Below are 20,964 nucleotides of genomic sequence, written 5' to 3' on the forward strand. Positions count from 1 at the left end.
CTCGGTTTTTCAGGCAATTCCCCTATTTCTTCTTCTACGTCGTTCCCCACATCTCTTACTTTTACCCTGGTTGTTCAATTGTTTTTTTAACTCGAATTTATTTGCTTTTTTATTACTTTCTCCGAAGCGGTGCGAAGGTCTTTCCCATGACGCGCATGCAGTCGTGCGTCATCCATCTGCTCCGTAACACAATCAAATATGTCGCGAAAAAGGACGCGTTGGCCGTTATGACTGCCCTCTAACCCGTGTACCAGGCCCACACACTGGAGGAAGTGGTAGTGGCTTTCTCGTCTATTCGGGAGACGTGGGAGAAGAAGTATCCCCTCGTCGTTCGCTCGTGGGAAGGCAACTGGTTGGAGCTCACGACGTACTTTGACTTTCCTGCGTAGATTCGTAAGCTCGTCTACACTACGAACAGCGTCGAAGGGTTCCACCGACAGCTCCGTAAGGTAACCAAGACCAAGACGGCGTACCCTACTGATGACGACGTATTTTGTTAAAAATCCCGGAGAGTTCTTTAAGACGACTATATGAGCACTCAGTATTAGACTAATAGCTGGAGTGTATCTTCAAGCCATTTAACATAACTTTGTTCTCGACTAATAGCCCTGCTTAAAACCAGATAATGTCCAAATTGCCAAGAATCAGGCGATTTAAAATTATCATTTGCTAACTCCAGCGAGTTCTGATTGCTCAATAATATCTCTAATTTTGCAATTCTCTTTGTAATTTGGTCCTGTAGTAGTCGCTTTCTCTCCTCCATAGAAATCGCAGCTGAAAAATACATCATTAACATAAATTCATCTTTTTCTGTCTCTGGTAGTGTTTTAGGTTGTGTTAGCCAATCAAGTAATTCTTGCTTGCCTTTTTGCGTAATGCAGTAAACTTTTTTCTCTAGTTTAATTCCTGTGATAAGGGTACGGTATTCGATCAGCCCCTCCGCTGTCAGCCTTTTAAGTTCTGGATAAATTTGACTATGTTTAGCGCTCCAGAACTCACCAATCTCCCGCTTAAACTGATTTGAAATGTCGTATCCACTTATTTCTTCTTTTTCTATCAGACCCAATAGAGCATATTTTAAAATTCGCATTTGCAATCTCCCTACGATACATGTTTGACATCAATATACCACAATGCTAGAATAATTATGTTGATTTAAACATGTTTATATTTACATGTTTCGTCGTTATATTGCTATTCATTTCAACATGTACCAAAACACTATTTATGAGAGAAGGATTTAAGCATGGACAAGTTTATTGGTAGTCACATGATTTATACTTATGAGAATGGTTGGGAATATGAAATTTACATAAAAAATGAGGATACCATAGATTATCGTATTCACAGTGGCATGGTAGGCGGTCGTTGGGTGCGTGACCAAAAAGTGGATTTGGCTAAACTTGTAGAAGGTGTATATAAAGTGTCCTGGACAGAGCCGACCGGTACGGATGTGTCACTGAATTTCATGCCTGATGAGAAGCGGATGCATGGAGTTATTTTCTTTCCAAAATGGGTCCATGAACATCCGGAAATCACAGTTCGCTATCAAAATGACTTTATTCCATTAATGGAAGAATCTCGTGAGAAATACGATACCTATCCAAAATATGTCGTACCGGAATTTGCCGATATTACATTTTATGAAAACGCGGGTGTGAATAACGAAGAGTTAATTTCAATTGCACCTTACACCGGTATGACGGATGATATTCGTGCGGGAAAACCCTTGAACAAATAAAAAAATAATAATTACAAGTTGTGCTGGGCTTACACTATACTAAACCAGCTTTTTTGGGGCTATCAATCTCTTGTTTGTGCTCTTTACAGCGATTTTTTCTTCGCTACCAACTGCTTGGAGAGTTCGGTTTGTATAAAAAAATGATCGGGCGCGGTGAGCAAAGCAAGGCGTTTACTTTTTATCACTACATGCTTGACCTTTCGGAAGGGCCTTGCATCCAAAAGAGAATGACTGGCTGTGGGTCAGGAACGGAATATCTTGCGGTCACCCCTTGGGGAGAGCTTTTTCCTTGTCACCAGTTCGTAGGGGATGAAGAATACAGCATGGGGAACCTCTGGGATGGCATCACAAAACCTTAACTGCAATGTCAATACAAAGAGAGCAACTGCTACTTGAAGCCGGAATGCAAGGACTGCTGGGCGAAGCTCTACTGCAGCGGTGGTTGTCCTGCCAATGCACTGCAAGCGACGGGTTCTCTGGTCGGAACCTATGACTTCAGCTGTGACGTCTTCCGCAAAAGAGTCGAATGTTCCATGATGGTGAAGGTGGAGGAATCGATTAGAGCGATGGAAGGGCAACCTAGCTAATTAACCTAACGGACGAATAAACTATAACTGAGAAATCGACACTTTTAAAAGAAGTGCTCTTTCTCGGTTTTTTTGTTTTAACTAGAACTATGATCATAGATTGTCTTCTTCATCGGCAACCAGGATGTGGAATTCACTAATATATATGACTAAAGTCATACTAAATTCGTGATTTAGTATATTTTTTGTCGAAAAATAAACTTTTTTCTGAGAAATGTCGATATAATAGGATGGAAATCTACTTTTCTGTATTAACGCAATTACGGAAGCGTTAACAACTATATGAATAGTCATTCGACAAGGAGGAAAGCAATGTTAAAAAAGTTAGGCAAGATTGGATTGGCTTTTATTTTAGTCATTGGACTGCTACCGATGATTTCACTCCGGGCATACGCAGCTGTGCCTTCTTTCACCAAAACAACGGAATTTACCATTCAGCCACCAGATACATACGCCTCAGGCAAGAATGTTTCCAGTGTTGAAGCTCTCTCTGGCGGAGGTACCGCAGTAGTGCTGAACTCATTCGCTTATGCAGGTAATTCTTATGTTTCTACTTATTTTTTGAAGGTATTTGACAGCACAGGAGCACTTAAAACAGATGTTAATCTTAGTAGCCTAATGGATACCTACTACCAAATGATTAATGTGAACATGCTTGCACTAAGTAATGGGAATATTCTGATTACTTACCATAAAAGCGACAGCGGCGCTAACAATTTGCAATTGGGGACTGTTAGGGAGAATAATCCAAACGCCTATTTCATGGTGATAGACCAGTCAGGACAAAAGGTGGTTGGTCAGACGCAGATTAACACATACTCTGCCGCCAGTACCCCGGCACTCACACGCTTCATATCTATAACAGAATTGTCTGACCGTAATATAGCCTTTTCATGGCAAAGAAACGACAATATAAGCACCGCTACACGAGTGTTCTCTGTTACGGGAACCCCGGTCTCGAGTGAAACGCTATTAGTTAACCATAATGCGAGCATGTCTTATGTATCCGCTGGAGACGGTGTATATATGGTTGCTTATAATTCGGGAGTAGGACCTCAGTCGGATACTATTAAGCTGAAAATATTCAGTAATAATGGGACTCTGTTGAACACGATTAATAAAGGAATAAGAACGGATGAAAAACAGCTGTTTCTATCCACGTTGAACAACGGGAATTTCATGTTCAGCCAATATAGCTATAGAAACGGCACATCAACAGTCTCCTTATATGATAAGAACGGTACGAGCAAAGGTGATTTTACGGTAAATGGCTCTCTGGGTGAATCTTCGGCTGCTATTTATAGGGATGGTGCAAATCCGGGCTTTGTAACCGTAAGCACGGACCCCACTTCTACCAATGCCATCAATGATGCGTACAACAACTTTAAAGAATGGTCGGGAACGCAGTATGCTTACCTGAATTATTATGACAATGACGGTAACTTAGTCTTTACATCGGATCAGCCGGTGGATTCCGCTCCGGTGGCTATGCAGGGTTTCAATGAAGCCACTTGGATGTACGCTGTGGAATATTATCCAAGCTTCAAATTGTATCCCACCTTTGGTGACAAGCTTGTCTTGGTGACAACCGATAATACGGATGCTGATCATTATAGAATAACCGCTAAAATATTTGAGACGGGAGCTCCGGCACCAGCGGCTATCATTGACTATGCGGCTGAGCAACTGACCGGACTGACGCCAAACAGCGCCTACTCGGTTAACAACGGTACAGCGGTAACGGCGACAGCGGATGGTAAGCTGGCTATAGACAGCAGCTGGTTGGGAACGTCACTGAGCATCGTGAAGAAAGGCGATGGCTCGTCGATAACGGATAGCCCGGCACAAACACTGATTATTCCATCCCGCCCAGGGGCACCGACTGGTGTAACGGCGACGAATGAAACGGCGATAAGTGCTAACGATGGTACATTGACTAACGTAACAACTGCGATGGAGTACAAGAAGGGTGTAGCGGGTACTTGGACGAATATTTCAGGTGCGACCGTAACGGGACTTGATCCGGACATGTACTATGTACGGACAAAAGCGACGGTGACGGCGTTTGCGTCAGAAGCGAAGAGCGTGACGGTGGCTACGTTCGTGGCAACACCGGAAGCGACACCGGCAGCCGTCATTGATTATACGGCAGAGCAGTTAACCGGTCTGGTGCCAAACGGCTCGTATACGGTGAACGGTACGGCAGTAACAGCGACAACAGATGGTAAGCTGACCATTAACAGTGGTTGGTTGGGTACGTCGCTGAGCATAGTGAAAAAAGGCAATGCATCGACGACATTGGATAGCGCGGCGCAGACGCTAAGCATTCCGTCACGTGCAGAGGCGCCGACTGGTGTGATAGCGACGGATGAAACGGCGATCAGTGCTAACAATGGTACTTTGACGAACGTGACAAACGCGATGGAATACAAGAAGGGTACAGCAGGTGCATGGACGAATGTAGCAGGTGTAACCGTAACGGAACTTGTTCCGGACACGTATTATGTGCGGACGAAAGCAACGGCGACGGCATTTGCTTCAGAAGCGCAGAATGTTACGGTGGCTACTTTCGTGCCAACGCCGGAAGTAACACCTATAGCCACCATTGATTATGCGGCAGAGCAGTTATCAGGCTTGACGCCAAGTGGCTCGTACACAGTAAACGGGGCTTTGGTAACAGCGACAGCTGATGGCAAATTAGCTATTGATAGCAGTTGGCTGGGAACGTCACTGAGCCTTGTGAAGAAGGGCAACAGTTCGACGACTACGGATAGCGCAGCGCAGACGCTGAGCATTCCGATCCGTCCAGTGGCGCCGATAGGTATAACGGCGACGGACGAAACGGCGATAAATGCTAACAATGGTACACTGACGAACGTGACAACCGAGATGGAATACAAGAATGGTATGACAGGTGCGTGGAAGGATGTGACGGGTGTAACCGTAACGGAACTAACTCCAGACACGTACCATGTGCGGACAAAAGCGACGGCAACGGCATTTGCGTCAGCTTCAGTGCAGATTGCGGTGGTTGCTTTTGTGGCAACACCGGAAGTGGTGCCCGCAGCCGTTATTGATTATTCGACTGAACAACTGACAGGCCTCACGCCAAACAGCTCGTACACAGTAAACGGAGCTTTGGTAACAGCGACAGCTGATGGAAAATTAGCTATTGGTAACAGTTGGTTGGGAACGTCGCTGAGTATTGTGAAGAAAGGCAATGGCTCGACGACAACGGATAGTGCGGCGCAGACGCTAAGCGTTCCGTCCCGTGCAGGGGTGCCGACTGGTGTAACGGTGACAGATGAAACGGCGATAAATGCCAACGATGGCAAATTGACGAACGTAACAATCGCGATGGAATACAAGAAGGGCACAGCAGGGGCATGGACGGATGTGTCAGGCACAACCGTAACAGGGCTTACTCCTGATACGTATTATGTCCGGACGAAAGCGACTTTGACAGCATTTGCTTCAGAAGCGAAGAGCGTGACGGTAGCTACGTTCGTGCCAACGCTGGAAGCAACACCGACAGCCATCATTGACTATGCGGCAGAGCAGTTGACAGGCTTGACGCCAAGTGGCTTGTACACGGTAAATGGTACATCGGTTACGGCGACAGCAGATGGTAAGCTGGACATTAATAGTAGTTGGATAGGAACATCGCTAAGCATCTTGAAGAAGGGCAACAGCTCGACGACAACGGATAGTGCGGCACAGACGCTAAGCATTCCGTCCCGTTTAGTAGCGCCGACTGGTGTGACAGCAACGGGTGAAACGGGAATGAACACAAACGATGGTACGCTCATCAATGTTACTAGTGCGATGGAATACAAAAAAAGCACAGCAGGTGCATGGACAGATGTACCGGGTACAAGCGTGACGGGACTTACTCCTGACACGTATTATGTGCGGACGAAAGCAACAGCGACGGCATTTACCTCGGCTTCGGTGCAAGTGACGGTATCGGCATTCACGAAAAAGCCAGAAGCGACACCAGTGGCCGTCATCGACTATGCTACTGAACAGTTGGCAGGCCTGACACCAAGTGGCTCATACATGGTAAACGATACAGCGATTACGGTGTCAGTAGATGGCAAGCTGGAAATAGATAGCAGTTGGTTGGGAACGTCACTGAGCATCCTTAAGAAAGGTGACGGTTCAACAACAACGGACAGTGCGGTACAGACGTTAAGCATTCCATCTCGTGCAGCGGCTCCGGTAGGTGTGACTGTTACGGATGTAACGTACAATGGGGCTAATAACGGTACCATTCAGAATCTGACAGTCCAAATGGAATACAAAATAGGCAGCACTGGTCTTTGGACAGAAGTTACAGACACAATGATTACTGACCTTGCGCCGGACACGTATTATGTTCGGGAAAAGGCAACGGCAACAGCATTCGCTTCTATTGCTGCTCAGGTTATCGTTCATGACTCGAATGCGGTCATTCCGTCCGCGCCTGAAGTCACCGCTGATGATCAGAACAATACGATTGTTGGTCTGGACACAAGTATGGAGTTTTCAGTGGACGACGGACCATACGTACGGTACGACGGAACCAACTTACCGGACTTGAGTGGTGAGCACATCGTTAAGGTACGGGTGGTGGCTAGCGGGTCTGTTCCGGCGGGGCCGGCAACCACGCTGACCTTTACAATTAATCCGCTTATCCCTGCGGGTGGCTTGAACGTGAGCGCCATCGATCCAAGTGGCTCGGCCAATAACGGCTATACGCAAATCACCGTTACGCCTGCACTGGCTGAAGGACATAAGCTCTTTTATAAGAACTTTGGCGCTGGTAGCGTCGTCGTACCCAATGTAGGAGATGTCCTGACTGGATACATGCTTGTAGGCAGTGAGGGGTTGGTTCCAGCAGCCAATGGGGATACGATTGGGATTGCAGAGGTAGATGCTGACGGCAAGGTAGTAAAATACGGCAGTACAACAGCAGTTGTGGCGGCTGATACCGTAACACCTGGTACTGATCCGGTCAGCCCAGGAACCGGAAGTAACTCGAATAGCGGAACAACCCCCGGTAACGCGAACACAGTCGTCACCGATGTGATCGTCCTTGTTAACGGTAAGGAAGAGAACGCGGGCAAAGCAACAACAACGAACGTAGGAAACGTGGGAACGACTATTATCGTCGTTGACCCAGCTAAACTCCAAGCGAAGCTGGATGCGGAAGGTAATGGGGCGGTGGTTACCGTTCCTGTGACGCTGGATTCCAACGTCATTGTCGCTGAGTTAAATGGTCAAATAATTAAGAACATGGAGAACGCATCGGCTACTCTAGTGTTTCAGACAAGCAAAGGAACTTATACTTTGCCAGCCGACGAAATCAACATCAGTGCGTTAGTTGAGAAACTTGGAAATGGCCTGAAGCTAGAAGATATCACACTGAAGATTACGATCAGCGAATCCTCAGCATCCATGAACCAGGTAGTGGCGGGTGCGGCAAGCAGAGGTGGCTTTACACTCGTTGCACCGTCACTAGATTTCACTGTTACCGCTACTTACGGTACATCGATAGTGGAAGTGAGTCAGTTCAATGCTTACGTAGAGCGGATAGTGCCACTTCCAGGAGGTACTGATCCGAACCGGATTACGACTGGAGTCGTTGTGGAGCCAGATGGCACAGTACGCCATGTGCCGACCAGATTCGTTCTGAAGGACGGCAAATACTACGTAGTTATTAAGAGTGTGACGAATAGCTCGTATTCGGTGATCTGGCATCCACTGACTTTTGCGGATGTGGAGAATCATTGGGCGAAGGACGCAGTGAACGATATGGGATCTCGTCTGGTGATTAATGGAGTGAACAAAACAACCTTTAACCCAAATGGGGATATTACCCGGGCGGAATTCGCGGCGATCATCGTACGCGGTCTGGGACTAAAGCTTGGGGAAGGGAAGACAGCATTTGCGGATGTACCAGCGAATAGCTGGTATGCAGGTGCGGTTGAAACGGCATCCGAGTACGGTCTGATCACAGGTTTTGAGGACGGGACATTCCAGCCGAATGCTCCAATCACTCGCGAGCAGGCCATGAACATTATCGCTAAAGCGATGAAGTTAACAGGACTTGCGGACCAGACTGGCACAGTGGATGCGACAAGCATACTTGCTGCTTTTACAGATGCAGGTAACATAGGCGTTTGGGCTAAGGACAGTCTGGCGCTAGCCGCCAAAGCTGGCTTGATTAGCGGTCGTGGCGACAATAAGCTGGAGGCAAAGGCTAATGTCAGCCGCGCGGAAGTGGCAGTTCTGATTCAGCGGTTGCTGCAGAAGTCGGGGCTTATTGATTAGATTGAAATGAGTAACGGAAGAGCGGATTCAGCATAGGGCTGAATTCGCTTTTTTTTGTTTGGGACATTTTCTGATCTATCATTGGAAAACAACCATGTTTAGAAATGAAGTAGCTATTATACACAGAACTAATGGATGAGTTACGGTTCGAATTTATTTTATAGATTTGACTGACTGAGAGTGGCAGAAGTTTGGATGAATAAGGAAATTTAATTGAGGAGATAGGTTTATAATAGAGGGCTTTATAGCAGAGCATTGGTAGAAGTATGCTGCTTGTAACAGTAATTGATTCTGAATTCTGCCACACTGGAAAGCAACGGATACAAAAGAATTTGAACAATCAAAGGAGCTCATTATGATCAACTTATCAATATACCAGCAAACGATATAGAAAATACTACGGAACGATGCAAAAAAGTTAACGATACCATGGATCAGCTTTGGAAATCGGAACTAGATCAGTTGGCCGGAGAATCAATTGAACAGAATTAAGTGAGTAGTGGAGTTGATTATGAGAAACTAGACAAGAAATTTATGGAATTTAAAGAAGGCGATCTGTATAATAAAATACAGTTGTACCAATAATGTTTTTGTACACGGGGGATGGAAATGAATTGGGGAAACATAAATAAATTTCTAGAGATGTATACTCAACATAAGCATTATCATATATTATTCGATAAATATAGAATTAAGAAAATGGCATCTGGACGCACGATGGCAAAGATTCTCTTTAACGCAGTAAATGATAAAGGAGTCTTATTTTCAGCGATTTCAAGAGAGGCATTTTACGATTGGTATACATATCATCAAATTGATGGTAACAATTACACATTTGTTTATAATCTTAAAGTGAAGCCGAGTGCCGATTTATTAAAAAAGATTTATGATGATAGAAATTCCATAATTAAGTTAAATTTAACTGATATAAACCCCGATAATGAATCTGAGGATTTAGATACGGTTATGCCTAACTTAACCGATGTTAATTTGGTGGGTATACATAAGGATGAGATTAATAACAAATATACATTTTCTTTTGTGGCTCCTTGTATTGTTAACGGAAAACGCTTGGACGGCAGCACTAGATCGTTTAAAAAAATATTTTTTACTCATTGCGTTGTTTCAAGTGATAGTTATGATTGTAAAGTGATTTTCAATCCAACTGCAAACCTTGAACATGTTAATGGAATGGTAAAAAATAAACGCTCTGATTGGTCTTCTATCGCAGATATGTTTTTTGAGATCTTAAAAACTTACATTGGCGACATAAAGATAACTGCGCCATTGTGGATACCTAATGCACTTAGTCGTTTCGTTGAGGAAGCAACGCGACATAATAACCCTATTATTACCGAACATTCATTTAACCTTCAGGATAAGATTGTGAATTTTACTTCTGATCTCTTAGCTGAAGCTGGACTTGATCCAATTAAAGATAGTGCAATGCAAATGAAATTGGTACAGGACATTCAAGTGTCATTTGAAGCCCAATTGGTGGAGAAGTATGGGGTAATTCTAGAGGATACAGAAAACTTTGAAATATTTAGACAACGTTCGGATGGTCTAACACATACAATTGATGTTGAATCTAGAGCACAGAGCTTGCTTGGATCGGCTGCTCAAGCCGCTAAAAGATCTAGGGGTGATGGTGATATTGAATTGTTAGGTATTAATTTTAGAAAAGAAGAACGTGCTTATAAGTTTTTAGTTGAACAAGGCCATGATGCTTACTTAGTTAGAGGGACAAATACTTTTATAGAGGAAGAGGTGGTGGACATTGTCATCCGTAGACTTAACCAATATCGCGATGAAATTCAAACTGCCGAATTCTGTATTGTCGGAGGTAACGAAGGAACTTCTCTCGCTTCGTCCGAGTGACGTAATCACAAAAACCAAACTTGCAACTGAAAGCCATTTAGATGTCAGATCGGCAGAACAAATATTGATTGAATTGGTGAATGAAGGGATTCTTCAGATGATTTTTGCTGTTAGTTGCACAAATGATGAAGAACAACATGTGATGCTTTATGATTCTGTAGAAAGTCTATACCAGTCTCAAAATAAACAATGTCCGTATTGTGAGTCATCCATGGACTTTAAAAATGTCCGAGTCGGTTTCAAGAGGAAACAATGATGGATATTAAAGATTTTTCGGAATTACAAGAAGTACTAAAGGGACTGAATGATGATTTCTTTTGGAGGCCTCTCGAAGCCGATGACTGTGAGAAGGTCTCTTTCTACATTGAAAAAATCGAGGAAACGAAAACTTGGATTAATAGAAATCAAGAGAAAGGTGCTATTCTCGAAGATTTTGTTGTGATGCTCTTTGAGCGGTTTCAAGGTGCTACCGTTAAGAAAAACATTCGCATTGCTGACAATGAGACTGATGTTGAAGTTGAGTTTTCTGATGTAGCTGTTAACGAGTTTATGAAGCGATATATGATGCCCAAAATTATATGTGAGTGTAAAAATAAAGCTCGGAGTAGTGTTGATGTTGGTATGGTGGCAAAACTTGCAGAACTAATACCTCTTCGGGAATCAAACTTAGGTATTTTTTTCTCTATAAATGGAATCGGTGGATATGGGTGGCGGTTCGGTGAAGGGAAAAGAAAAAAGATTTTCAATAAGTTAAGGATACCTATCCTTTCTTTTCGAGTTGAAGAACTTAGAAAGTTACTTGACGGCAAAAACCTTTTAACTATGATTAGAGAAAAGATGAATAATTTAATTGATGAAGTTGACGATGACTCACCAGATGTACCAGAAACTAGTCATACGGAATATAGCAGAAGGATGAAGCAAATCATCTTTCATTTAGAGCAGTGTTCCCTATTATCCAATGAAGAGGCCTTATCAATTCGAACTAAAATTAATGATCGATATGGAAACATAGAATTGGAATGAAATTAAGTATAGTGACAATGATAAAGTGTGTTATCTCAAAGTTAAAATACGCAATCAACCTTACTAGATGCAATTTTTTAGTGCAAGAGTGAAATGAAAAATCTGACACCCACAAAGACTGGGTAGTCAGGTTTATTGTGTATTAATCATTAACCTAACCTCCAAAAAAGATCGATACTCAGGAAGTATGATAATTAGGGCACATCGTATAAAGTTTGTTCACACTGAACACTCGACAAAAGTGGAGACTGTAGTTGCTGAAGAGGCCTAATACAGTTTGATAGTTCCCTTGAATTTATTTGGTACTATGATACGATACAGATTAATAATATATCGATACAGATCCCGTAAAACAGTGTTGATGTAAAATTGATCAGAGATCAATAGAACAAAAAAATGATGCCAGGATGTGATTGAGCCTGCGCGTCATTTTTTCTTGTTCTGAGGTCTGTATTAAAAAAAAGTTACTATCAACCGCCGACTGTTCTCCGATCGGAGTGCGTGACCATAAATATTTATTGTTATGGTGACGCTCTCGTGACTAAGTCGCTATGAAATGATTTTGTAGTGAATCCTTGGTTAATAAGAATTGTTGTTGATTATGGCGCAGATTATGGAATCGTATATATCAGAGTTCATTTTATGAATCAAATGTCTAAACCATAAGTAGTGGACTCATGATGAAATGGTTGATTATTAGGGTGTGAGAACATGAAAAACCAGTCACCATCGTAACACTTATTACATATGTCATTGGCAATGTACCCTCATCTCCTCAAGCATTAAATGTTTCTAGATTGATCTTTAGGTTATGGATTGTGTAACGATCACATGGCCTTTCAACGGAAAACTTCAATAACATTGCCTTTCCAGTGGATATGCTTCTATTCAAGAACGAATAACTCCTCATTGTAGGACTGTGTAGCCTGTACACATCATAATTCGCATAATTATTATGGGACTAAAGCCCTTTACTTTAAGGTGTTGATCAGTACTTTTTGATGTGTTAGAAAAAAGTGGATGGAGTTTTATAAAAGGTCGAATGTAGGGTCTTAGACTCGACCTTCGGACGAGGAAGCGGTCGATCAAAGATCCTGCAATTATTGATATAGACTATATGATTTGTACAGGTGAAAACATATAAAATGATTAGTAGAAAATGACGCAATGTTAATGAAGAAAGAGTGAATGAACTCAGGAGAATGCGTGAGATTTAATTTTCAAACAGGCAAAAAAACAATCTTTTGAAATTTATCCTGTGCCGCAAAACAAGAAAAAAAACTGCTGTGGTATCGTATCAATTAAGATGGGAGTAGTGTGATCATCAGCCAAGCTATGGATAAAAAAGCGAGTTCTAAATTGAAAATGGCGAGGACTATTTCTTATGAAGAATTTGACCGGATATATTCGCATTATGAACTGCGTCTAGGAGCTTCCCTGAGTCATGAAGCCTTGAGTAAGTCTGTAAATACTGTCTATATTTATAGTCTCATCGCGGATGCTCGAATACAATGGAGTGACCCCACGCTTCCAACTTCAAAAGAGGACTTTCTCTTCGAGCGTACAACAGATGAGCCATGGGTTTCTTATTTTTATTGATTTACATTCCAGGAAACATAACTTGAATAACTGCATTAAATAACAGCAGAAATACACGTTCATCTTATAGAACTAGTATATAATAGATATAAATCAAACAAAATATCAGTCAGAACAAGGAATGCTAAAGAATGGTCATCAAATTAATAAGTAGAGTTCAAACGCATACTTTTCTTAGCAGCTCCTAAGCAGTTAAGAAGTGTGTGTTTTCATTTTTTTAAAAATTACATTTTGATAAGTTAGATGAAAGAGGTATTTATTATGATAGAGTTTGCTCCTGGAATGCGTGTGATCAATCGCGACGAAGAGTGGATGATCAAAAAGGTTGAGAGCAACAGTTTGGACAGAAAAACAATCTACTGTGTCGGAATATCCAAATTAGTTAAGGATCATCAGGCTATTTTCCTAACTGACCTTGAAGATATAGTACCGGTTGACCCCGCGCAGGTGAACCTGGTCATTGATGATTCCCCTTTCTTCAAGAAGTCCCGCTTATATATAGAAAGTCAGTGGAGGCAGCAAACACCCACGGATTCGGCGATTCATATCGGAAACCGTGCAGCGATGGATGTGATGAATTATCAGCTTGAACCGGCACAGCTTTCTTTACGTCGGACGAGGCAGCGAATTCTGATTGCGGATACAGTAGGCTTGGGAAAAACCTTAGAAGCCGGAATACTGATGTCTGAGTTGATTGCCAGAGGCAAGGGTAAGCGCATATTGGTGATAACAGTTAAGAGTATGATGACACAATTCCAGAAAGAAATGTGGAATCGCTTTACCATTCCAATAGTTCGTCTGGATTCCAATAAAATTCAAAAAATACGTGCTCAGTTGCCTTCAAATTATAATCCATTTTTTTACTATGATAAGACAATAGTTTCGATAGATACGTTGAAACGCGATGTCGAATACAGAACTCACTTAGAGAATGCATGGTGGGATATTATTGTTATTGATGAGGCACACAATGTTGCTGAACGTGGTAGTCGAAGGGCTCAACGCTCACGACTAGCTCAACTCCTTGCAGAGCGATCGGACACGTTGATTATGTTGTCTGCAACACCCCACGATGGGCGATCAGAGAGTTTCGCATCACTGATGAACATGCTCGATCCTACAGCGATTGCAAATCCCCATGATTACAAGAAAGAAGATATTAAGGGGCTGAGTATCCGACGATTTAAGAAGGATATTAAACACCAAGTCCAGGGTGCATTCAAAGAAAGGCGAATCACGATTGAAAATTGCAGGGCATCTATAGCAGAGGAATATGCTTTTGAACTGTTCACTAACATGAAGCTCGAAATGGATGCTGGCAAGAATCATAATGCGGGGCAATTATTTAAGACAAGTCTTGAAAAATCTCTTTTTTCAAGTCCCGCGGCTTGTATTAAGAGTATAGATGAGCGTTTAAAGAAGTTAAAAAAGAAGTACAGCACAGGCGATATTGCAGATATTACACAGCTGGAGCAATTTAAAGCCGCACTTGAAAGAATCGTTCCAAATTCATTTTCAAGATATGTGCAATTGTTAGATTTGTTAAATCGCAAAGAATATAATTGGAGTGTTAAGAAAAGTAACGATAGGATTGTAATCTTTACAGAGCGTATCGAGACCATGCGTTTTCTTGCAAAGCAACTACGCAAGGATCTGGGGCTAAAAGAGGCTGCGGTCCAAGAATTGTATGGTGGAATGACTGATAGTGAACAACAGAAAATTGTTGAAAATTTTGGTCGCGAGGAATCACCCATTCGTATTCTAGTAGCTTCAGATGTTGCTTCAGAAGGCATTAACCTACATTATCTGAGTCATCGTTTAGTCCATTTTGATATCCCCTGGTCACTTATGGTCTTCCAACAAAGGAATGGTCGTATCGATAGATACGGACAACCGGAGCAACCAGATATCAGATATTTTATGATCAGTAGCACGAATGAGAAGATTAAAGGCGATATGCGTATCATGGAAATCCTTGTGCAAAAGGAAGAGCAAGCTTACAAAAACATAGGTGACCCAGCGATGCTACTGGGAAGATTCAATATTGAGGAAGAAGAATTGGTTATTGCAGAAGCCATTGAGAAAGGCCAGGACGCAGAGGAATTCAGTGAGCAGTTGGAGCATTCCTCGGAATCATTTGATCCTTTTGAACTGCTCATGATGGGGGCTGCGGAGGGCGAAGCTCCTCCCGAACTTTCTGGCAATGAAACACTGTATAATGATATTGATTATTTACGTAGTACCATGACGTATTTCTCTCAAACGGAGCACCATACGGTTCGAAACCTTCAAACGGTAGAAGGAATTGAAGTGCAGATAACTCCCGACTTGAAAAGGCGATTATCAGCAGTACTTCCAGAAGAAGCAATGCCAAGTACTGAATATTTACTACTTAGCCCTGATAAAGCTTTCTGCATGAATGAAATGAAACGAAGCTTGCAAAACAATCTTTCAGAAACAGCTTGGCCAGTGACGCAATACTTATGGTCACTTCATCCAATTTTTGGTTGGGTAAATGACAAAGCAGGGCTATTGTATGGAAGAAACGAAGCACCTCTTATCGGAATCCCCCAATCTATAACCGATTCAGATTATATTTTTGTCGTTGCCGGAACGATTCCTAATCGTAAATCTACACCTGTTGTTGATGAATGGTTCGGTCTTCATTTTTCCCGTGGGAAATTAGTCGAAGAACTAAGTATGAAACAAGTGATTGCCATGACAGGTTTACACAAAGATAAAGTACCTAATAGTAATAATGTGCCTGTTCAACGCAAACACGAAGCAGAGAGTTTATTACAAACTGTAGTGGATGAGGCAAGAAAGGTATTCAACCGCTATTGCGAAAATTACCAAAAAGAAGTGAGTCCTCAAATTGATGCTGAGCTTGATAAATTAATCGAACTAGAGGATAAGCATAAAGTCTACCAATTATCTTTCTTTGAAAATGAGAGAAAGAAGAGCGAACAAGAACGTAAGGTGGAACGAGATTTCGAACGTTTTACCAATTGGGTAAAAGATACACTCGAAATTGAAAATAATCCATACTTACGAATTATTGCAGTGCTGACAGGGGTGTAAAGATGAGTATGAATCTCACGGGCATTAATAATTACAACGAATATTATACAAATCACTACTTTTCCTCCATATTCGAGGAAAATACTGAGGAAACGATTCATACATGGCGAAGCCGTGCGAAAGAGAACGAAGAAACTCGTACTCCATGGTCGATGCTTCGTGAGAATAGCAAGCAATATTACAGCGTTCATGAAAAATATCTTCGTGCTCGCGGGGATAGTCAAGTTTTCCCACTAATTTGTGAGATGGCAGACCAATATCTTGAATCCCTTGGGTTTCCAATGGCTGTCCCGTTAAACGTCGAAGTAGAGGAAAGTATAAATGCCCCGGTTTATTTGGAGATGAGAAAGCTCAATGGCGTACCTCTCCTATGGGTGTTACTGACACATATTCCAGAGAGCGATGCAAATATTATGCAAGGAACAACATTTCAAGCTGTCAAACAGAACGAGAACAATGATGAAAAGGTAACAACATCTCTTAACAACGAAGAGCTTGTGACCAAAATTTTATTTGGAATGTCAGAGGCGCCACGCTGGATTATTTTAATCGGGTTGAACCAAATTGCGTTAATCGATCGGAAAAAATGGAGCGAAAAACGGTATCTGCACTTCGATCTGCAAGAAATCTTCAGTCGCCGTGAGGAGAGCACACTTCAAGCACTTTCGGTACTGTTACATATTGAAAGTTTATGTCCTGAGGATGGAAACTCCCTCTTGGACAAGTTAGATGACCATTCTCATCGTCATTCCTCAGCCGTTTCACAAGACCTGAAGTATGCTCTTCGGGAATCCATTGAGCTGCTTGGTAATGAAGTGCTTTATGATGCGTCACACAGATTAAATAGAAACGCGGATACTGATCCCGTAGATGCTTCCCAACTTACCGTGGAGTGTCTAAGATATATGTATCGTATGCTATTTGTGTTTTTTATCGAGGCAAGACCAGAGCTTGGCTATGCACCAATGAAGTCTCAACCTTATGTCCAAGGTTATTCACTTGAAAACTTACGAGATATAGCGGATAAGGTCAGGGAAGAAACCAGCGAGGTTGGCGAAGGATTCTTTTTGCACCAGACCATCTCCAAACTGTTCGAATTGATTTATAAAGGATATCCAGAAAATGAAGATACATTAAAAGAGCTAGCTGGGCGAGAGTCCCTTCATGATGTATTTGTAATCGATCCGTTAAAAGCACATATATTTGATCCGGATTATACGCCGATGATAACAGCATCCAAACTGCGCAATAGCGTGTTACTGAACATTATCGACCTGATGAGTATTACTCGCGCAACTGGGCGACGCAATGATCGTCGTGGTCGGATATCTTATGGCGCTCTCGGAATCAACCAGTTGGGAGCTGTATATGAGGCATTGCTTTCTTATCGCGGTTTTATAGCTGAAGAAACTCTCTATGAAGTCAAACGTGAACGAGATCGTTTTGATGAGATGGATGTCGGCTATTTTGTACCTGAGCGTGAATTAGACAACTACACGGAAGAAGAACGAGTCCGCTATGATACCGGTGAAGATCGGGGAAAATTGAGGAAATATGTAAAGGGAACATTTATTTATCGCCTTGCTGGTCGTGAGCGAGAAAAGTCTGCCTCGTATTACACACCTGACGTGTTGACGAAGTGTCTGGTTAAGTATGCGCTTATAGAATTGCTTGAAAATAAAACGGCTGACGAAATATTGCAACTTACCATATGTGAACCTGCCATGGGAAGTGCGGCATTCTTAAATGAAGCAATCACTCAATTAGCGGAAGCCTATTTGGAGGCGAAGCAAAAGGAATTAGGAGAAACCATATCTTCCGAGAATCGGTACCAGGAACTTCAACGCGTTAAGATGTATATAGCCGATCGAAATGTATATGGAATTGATTTAAATCCGGTTGCCGTGGAATTAGCCGAAGTTTCTTTGTGGCTAAATTCGATTTATAAAGGTGGTTTCGTTCCATGGTTTGGCATGCAACTAGTGAATGGAAATTCTTTGATCGGTGCTAGAAAACAGTGCTATCGCATCGAACAGCTGCAAGCAAATCGTTCTCCTGGTAGATGGCACGATAACGCCCCTGAGAGAGTAGTGCCGGGGAGCAAGCGAATGCCGAAAAAACAGGTTTACCATTTTTTGATGGGTGACCCTGGCATGTCAAATTATTCGGATACAGTGATCAAAAGCCTTGCATCCGATCAAATGAAGAAGATAAAGCTTTGGAACCGTGGTTTTTTGGGGGCTCATAGCGATGACGAAATCCAGACGATACTGCGCCTTTCCAATGTTATCGATGATTTATGGACAAAGCAGGTCGAATTGAGAAAAAACATAAAAGAGCAAACGGAAGATGCACTCTCTGTATATGGTCATATAGAAGAAATGACAGTTTCCCGCACTACAATTCGAGAGAAGGATTTGATATATAAGCGTCTATATAGGTCAGATAAAATGAAGAATGCAGGGCCGTATGCTAGGCTCAAGTTTGCCATGGACTACTGGTGTTCACTTTGGTTTTGGCCAATAGATAAGGCTGATATGTTGCCCACCAGAAGTGAATTCTTATTTGATATGTCGCTAATTCTAGAAGGTGGTATTGTTTCGGTGACACAAAATAAGACAGGGCAGCTTTCCTTTTTCCCAACAGAAATAGAACAAATGGAAATGGATATCTTCAATCTTTATAATGATCTGCCGGAAGTTGACCTTCCAGCACTTTGTGAACGAAATCCGCGTTTGAAGGTGTCTCAGGAAATCGCCGAAGCCAACAAATTCTTACATTGGGAACTTGAATTTGCAGACCTCTTTGAAGAACGTGGCGGGTTTGACTTGGTGATCGGTAATCCTCCTTGGATCAAACTCTCTTGGCAAGAACAAGCGACCTTAGCAGACCTTAATCCCTTATTTTCGATTAAAAATTTGGGAGCATCTAATTCTGCACAAGTTAGAGGATTGGAGCTAAGAAACAAAACTTCTGAAATTAGATATTTCAAGGAATATGAAAATACAGCAGGTACAAAAAACTACCTGAATAGCTTGCAAAATTATTATGAGTTAAAAGGGCTATCGACATACTTAGATCAATGCTTTTTGCCTCAAGCATGGAAGTATGGTTCTCCGAATGGTGTTTCTGCGTTTATTCATCCTGAGAATATTTATACATCATCAAATGGTGGTAATTTTAGAGAAATACTGTATCCCAAACTTAGACGACATTTCCAATTCACGAATGAGTTGACTTTGTTTGAAGAGGTACATCATCATACGGATTTTAGCCTTAATGTCTATAGCAATTGTCATACTGATTCATTCGACTCAATTTCCAATTTGTTTGATCCAAAGACTATAGACGAATGTTATGAAGTGAACCATGATATGCGAGTTTTTGGAAAAAAAGGTGCTGATGGGAAATGGAATTTGAGTGGACATCAAAGCCGTTTGATCCGTGTAAGCAAAGCAGAATTGAAATTGTTTGCAAAAATATTTGGTGGTTCTTCTGAGTGGAAAAAGGCACCACTACCAACTGTCCACACTAAAGACTTAGTTTCGGTTTTACAATGTTTTTACAATCAAAAAGTATCAGTTCGGGACATTGCTGAGAAAATATATGTAAATGGAATGTGGCATGAAACCAATGCACAGAGCAATGGAACCATACGATCTAAAGTTAGATTCCCAGAAAACTTGTTAGATGCTGTGTTTTCAAGTGCACATGTTGGTATTTGTAATCCTATAATTCAAACAACTAGAGCAGTGTACAGAGTTAATAGTGATTATGATAAAGTGGATTTGACTAATATCGGTTCCGATTATCAGATAAGAGTTAAGTATGAACCCGCGTGTACCATCGATGATTTTTTGCGGGGATCACCAACCACTCCTTGGGGTGCGAAATATATAGACTATTATCGATTGTTTATAAGAGAAATGGTACCTGTTGATGGTGAGAGGACCCTATGTGCTGCAGTATATCCACCAATGTGTAGTCATGTAAATACCATTATTGGAGTTGCCACGGAAGATACTAAATTGTTACTAAAACTGCTAGCGTGTACTGCGTCACTACCATTTGATTTTTTAGTTAAAATACTAAACAAGGGTCATGTGTATAACAGTACAATAATGCTTTTCCCTGTATTGCCGGAGACAGAGGTAGTCGAGTCACTCAAGACAAGGGCATTATTACTTAATGCGCTAACTAACAATTATGAGAAACTTTGGGCAATGAATTTCGCTCACTCAATTGTTTCGGATATTTGGTCAAAAATCGACCCGCGACTTCCCCAAGAACGGTTCAGCACTCTTTCTTCAAAATGGACATGGGACTCCCCTTTACGCACCGACTACGAGCGACGCCAAGCGCTCATTGAAATCGATGTACTAACTGCAATGGCTCTGGGTATGTCAATTGATCAGCTCAAAATTATTTATCGAATTCAGTTTCCTGTGTTGCAATCCTACGAAACAGATACATGGTATGACCGCAATGGCCGCATCGTTTTTACCAACAACCGCAGCTTGACGAACGTGGGATTCTCGCGTTCAGAGTGGAACGAGGTTAAGGATCTCCAAAGTGGTACAGTTACCCGCATAATCATAGATGATACAATGCCGAGTGGCCCAGTGGAACGTACTATAGAGTATGTGGCGCCATTTGACCGCTGCGATCGCGAGCAGGATTACGAAATCGCTTGGGCATTCTTCACTCAGAAATTCAAGGATAAATAAAAGGAGA

At 42.1% G+C, this 20,964-nt stretch carries 8 protein-coding genes and 2 pseudogenes; 9 read left to right on the top strand and 1 reads right to left on the bottom strand.

Translation table 11 applies throughout. The features are described 5' to 3' along the window. Positions 1–137 precede the first annotated feature (137 nt). Positions 138–485: pseudogene (locus ACN6MV_RS03780) on the top strand (transposase); the annotation flags it as partial. Between the two features lie 59 nt (positions 486–544). Here ACN6MV_RS03780 and ACN6MV_RS03785 read toward each other — a convergent pair. Beyond that, complete coding sequence (locus ACN6MV_RS03785) at positions 545–1,090, bottom strand: PadR family transcriptional regulator (protein WP_339289171.1); 546 nt, start codon at positions 1,088–1,090, stop codon at positions 545–547. Positions 1,091–1,246: 156 nt separating this feature from the next. Between ACN6MV_RS03785 and ACN6MV_RS03790 the strand changes: the two genes are divergently transcribed. From ACN6MV_RS03790 to ACN6MV_RS03825, 8 genes and pseudogenes are all read left to right on the top strand, one after another. Continuing rightward, the gene (locus ACN6MV_RS03790; protein ID WP_339289173.1) at positions 1,247–1,741 is read left to right on the top strand and encodes a phenolic acid decarboxylase; all 495 of its coding nucleotides are present in this window, start codon (positions 1,247–1,249) and stop codon (positions 1,739–1,741) included. Between the two features lie 128 nt (positions 1,742–1,869). Then, positions 1,870–2,328 (top strand): annotated as a pseudogene (locus tag ACN6MV_RS03795) (SPASM domain-containing protein); the annotation flags it as partial. Positions 2,329–2,640: 312 nt separating this feature from the next. Next, positions 2,641–8,643 (top strand): S-layer homology domain-containing protein, encoded by a 6,003-nt coding sequence (locus tag ACN6MV_RS03800; RefSeq protein WP_419885741.1) that lies wholly within the window; start codon positions 2,641–2,643, stop codon positions 8,641–8,643. A gap of 609 nt (positions 8,644–9,252) precedes the next feature. Then, complete coding sequence (locus ACN6MV_RS03805) at positions 9,253–10,524, top strand: hypothetical protein (protein WP_419885742.1); 1,272 nt, start codon at positions 9,253–9,255, stop codon at positions 10,522–10,524. A gap of 252 nt (positions 10,525–10,776) precedes the next feature. After that, positions 10,777–11,550 carry a hypothetical protein gene (locus ACN6MV_RS03810; protein WP_419885743.1) on the top strand — a complete coding sequence of 258 codons (774 nt, stop codon included), beginning with the start codon at positions 10,777–10,779 and terminating at the stop codon, positions 11,548–11,550. A 1,317-nt stretch (positions 11,551–12,867) separates the two neighbouring features. Then, a complete protein-coding gene (locus tag ACN6MV_RS03815; protein ID WP_419885744.1) occupies positions 12,868–13,149 on the top strand; it encodes a hypothetical protein in 282 nt (93 codons plus the stop codon). A gap of 261 nt (positions 13,150–13,410) precedes the next feature. Beyond that, positions 13,411–16,230 carry a DEAD/DEAH box helicase gene (locus ACN6MV_RS03820; protein ID WP_419885745.1) on the top strand — a complete coding sequence of 940 codons (2,820 nt, stop codon included), beginning with the start codon at positions 13,411–13,413 and terminating at the stop codon, positions 16,228–16,230. Between the two features lie 2 nt (positions 16,231–16,232). Next, the gene (locus ACN6MV_RS03825; protein WP_419885746.1) at positions 16,233–20,957 is read left to right on the top strand and encodes an Eco57I restriction-modification methylase domain-containing protein; all 4,725 of its coding nucleotides are present in this window, start codon (positions 16,233–16,235) and stop codon (positions 20,955–20,957) included. Positions 20,958–20,964 lie beyond the last annotated feature (7 nt).

Source organism: Paenibacillus sp. B-A-8 (assembly GCF_048572915.1).
Lineage (GTDB): Bacteria > Bacillota > Bacilli > Paenibacillales > Paenibacillaceae > Paenibacillus_AQ.

What these genes read in the sequence shown, in the direction of transcription:
- ACN6MV_RS03785 (WP_339289171.1), bottom strand. Translation starts at nt 1,090, where the DNA reads ATGCGAATTTTAAAATATGCTCTATTGGGTCTGATAGAAAAAGAAGAA.
- ACN6MV_RS03790 (WP_339289173.1), top strand. Translation starts at nt 1,247, where the DNA reads ATGGACAAGTTTATTGGTAGTCACATGATTTATACTTATGAGAATGGT.
- ACN6MV_RS03800 (WP_419885741.1), top strand. Translation starts at nt 2,641, where the DNA reads ATGTTAAAAAAGTTAGGCAAGATTGGATTGGCTTTTATTTTAGTCATT.
- ACN6MV_RS03805 (WP_419885742.1), top strand. Translation starts at nt 9,253, where the DNA reads ATGAATTGGGGAAACATAAATAAATTTCTAGAGATGTATACTCAACAT.
- ACN6MV_RS03810 (WP_419885743.1), top strand. Translation starts at nt 10,777, where the DNA reads ATGATGGATATTAAAGATTTTTCGGAATTACAAGAAGTACTAAAGGGA.
- ACN6MV_RS03820 (WP_419885745.1), top strand. Translation starts at nt 13,411, where the DNA reads ATGATAGAGTTTGCTCCTGGAATGCGTGTGATCAATCGCGACGAAGAG.
- ACN6MV_RS03825 (WP_419885746.1), top strand. Translation starts at nt 16,233, where the DNA reads ATGAGTATGAATCTCACGGGCATTAATAATTACAACGAATATTATACA.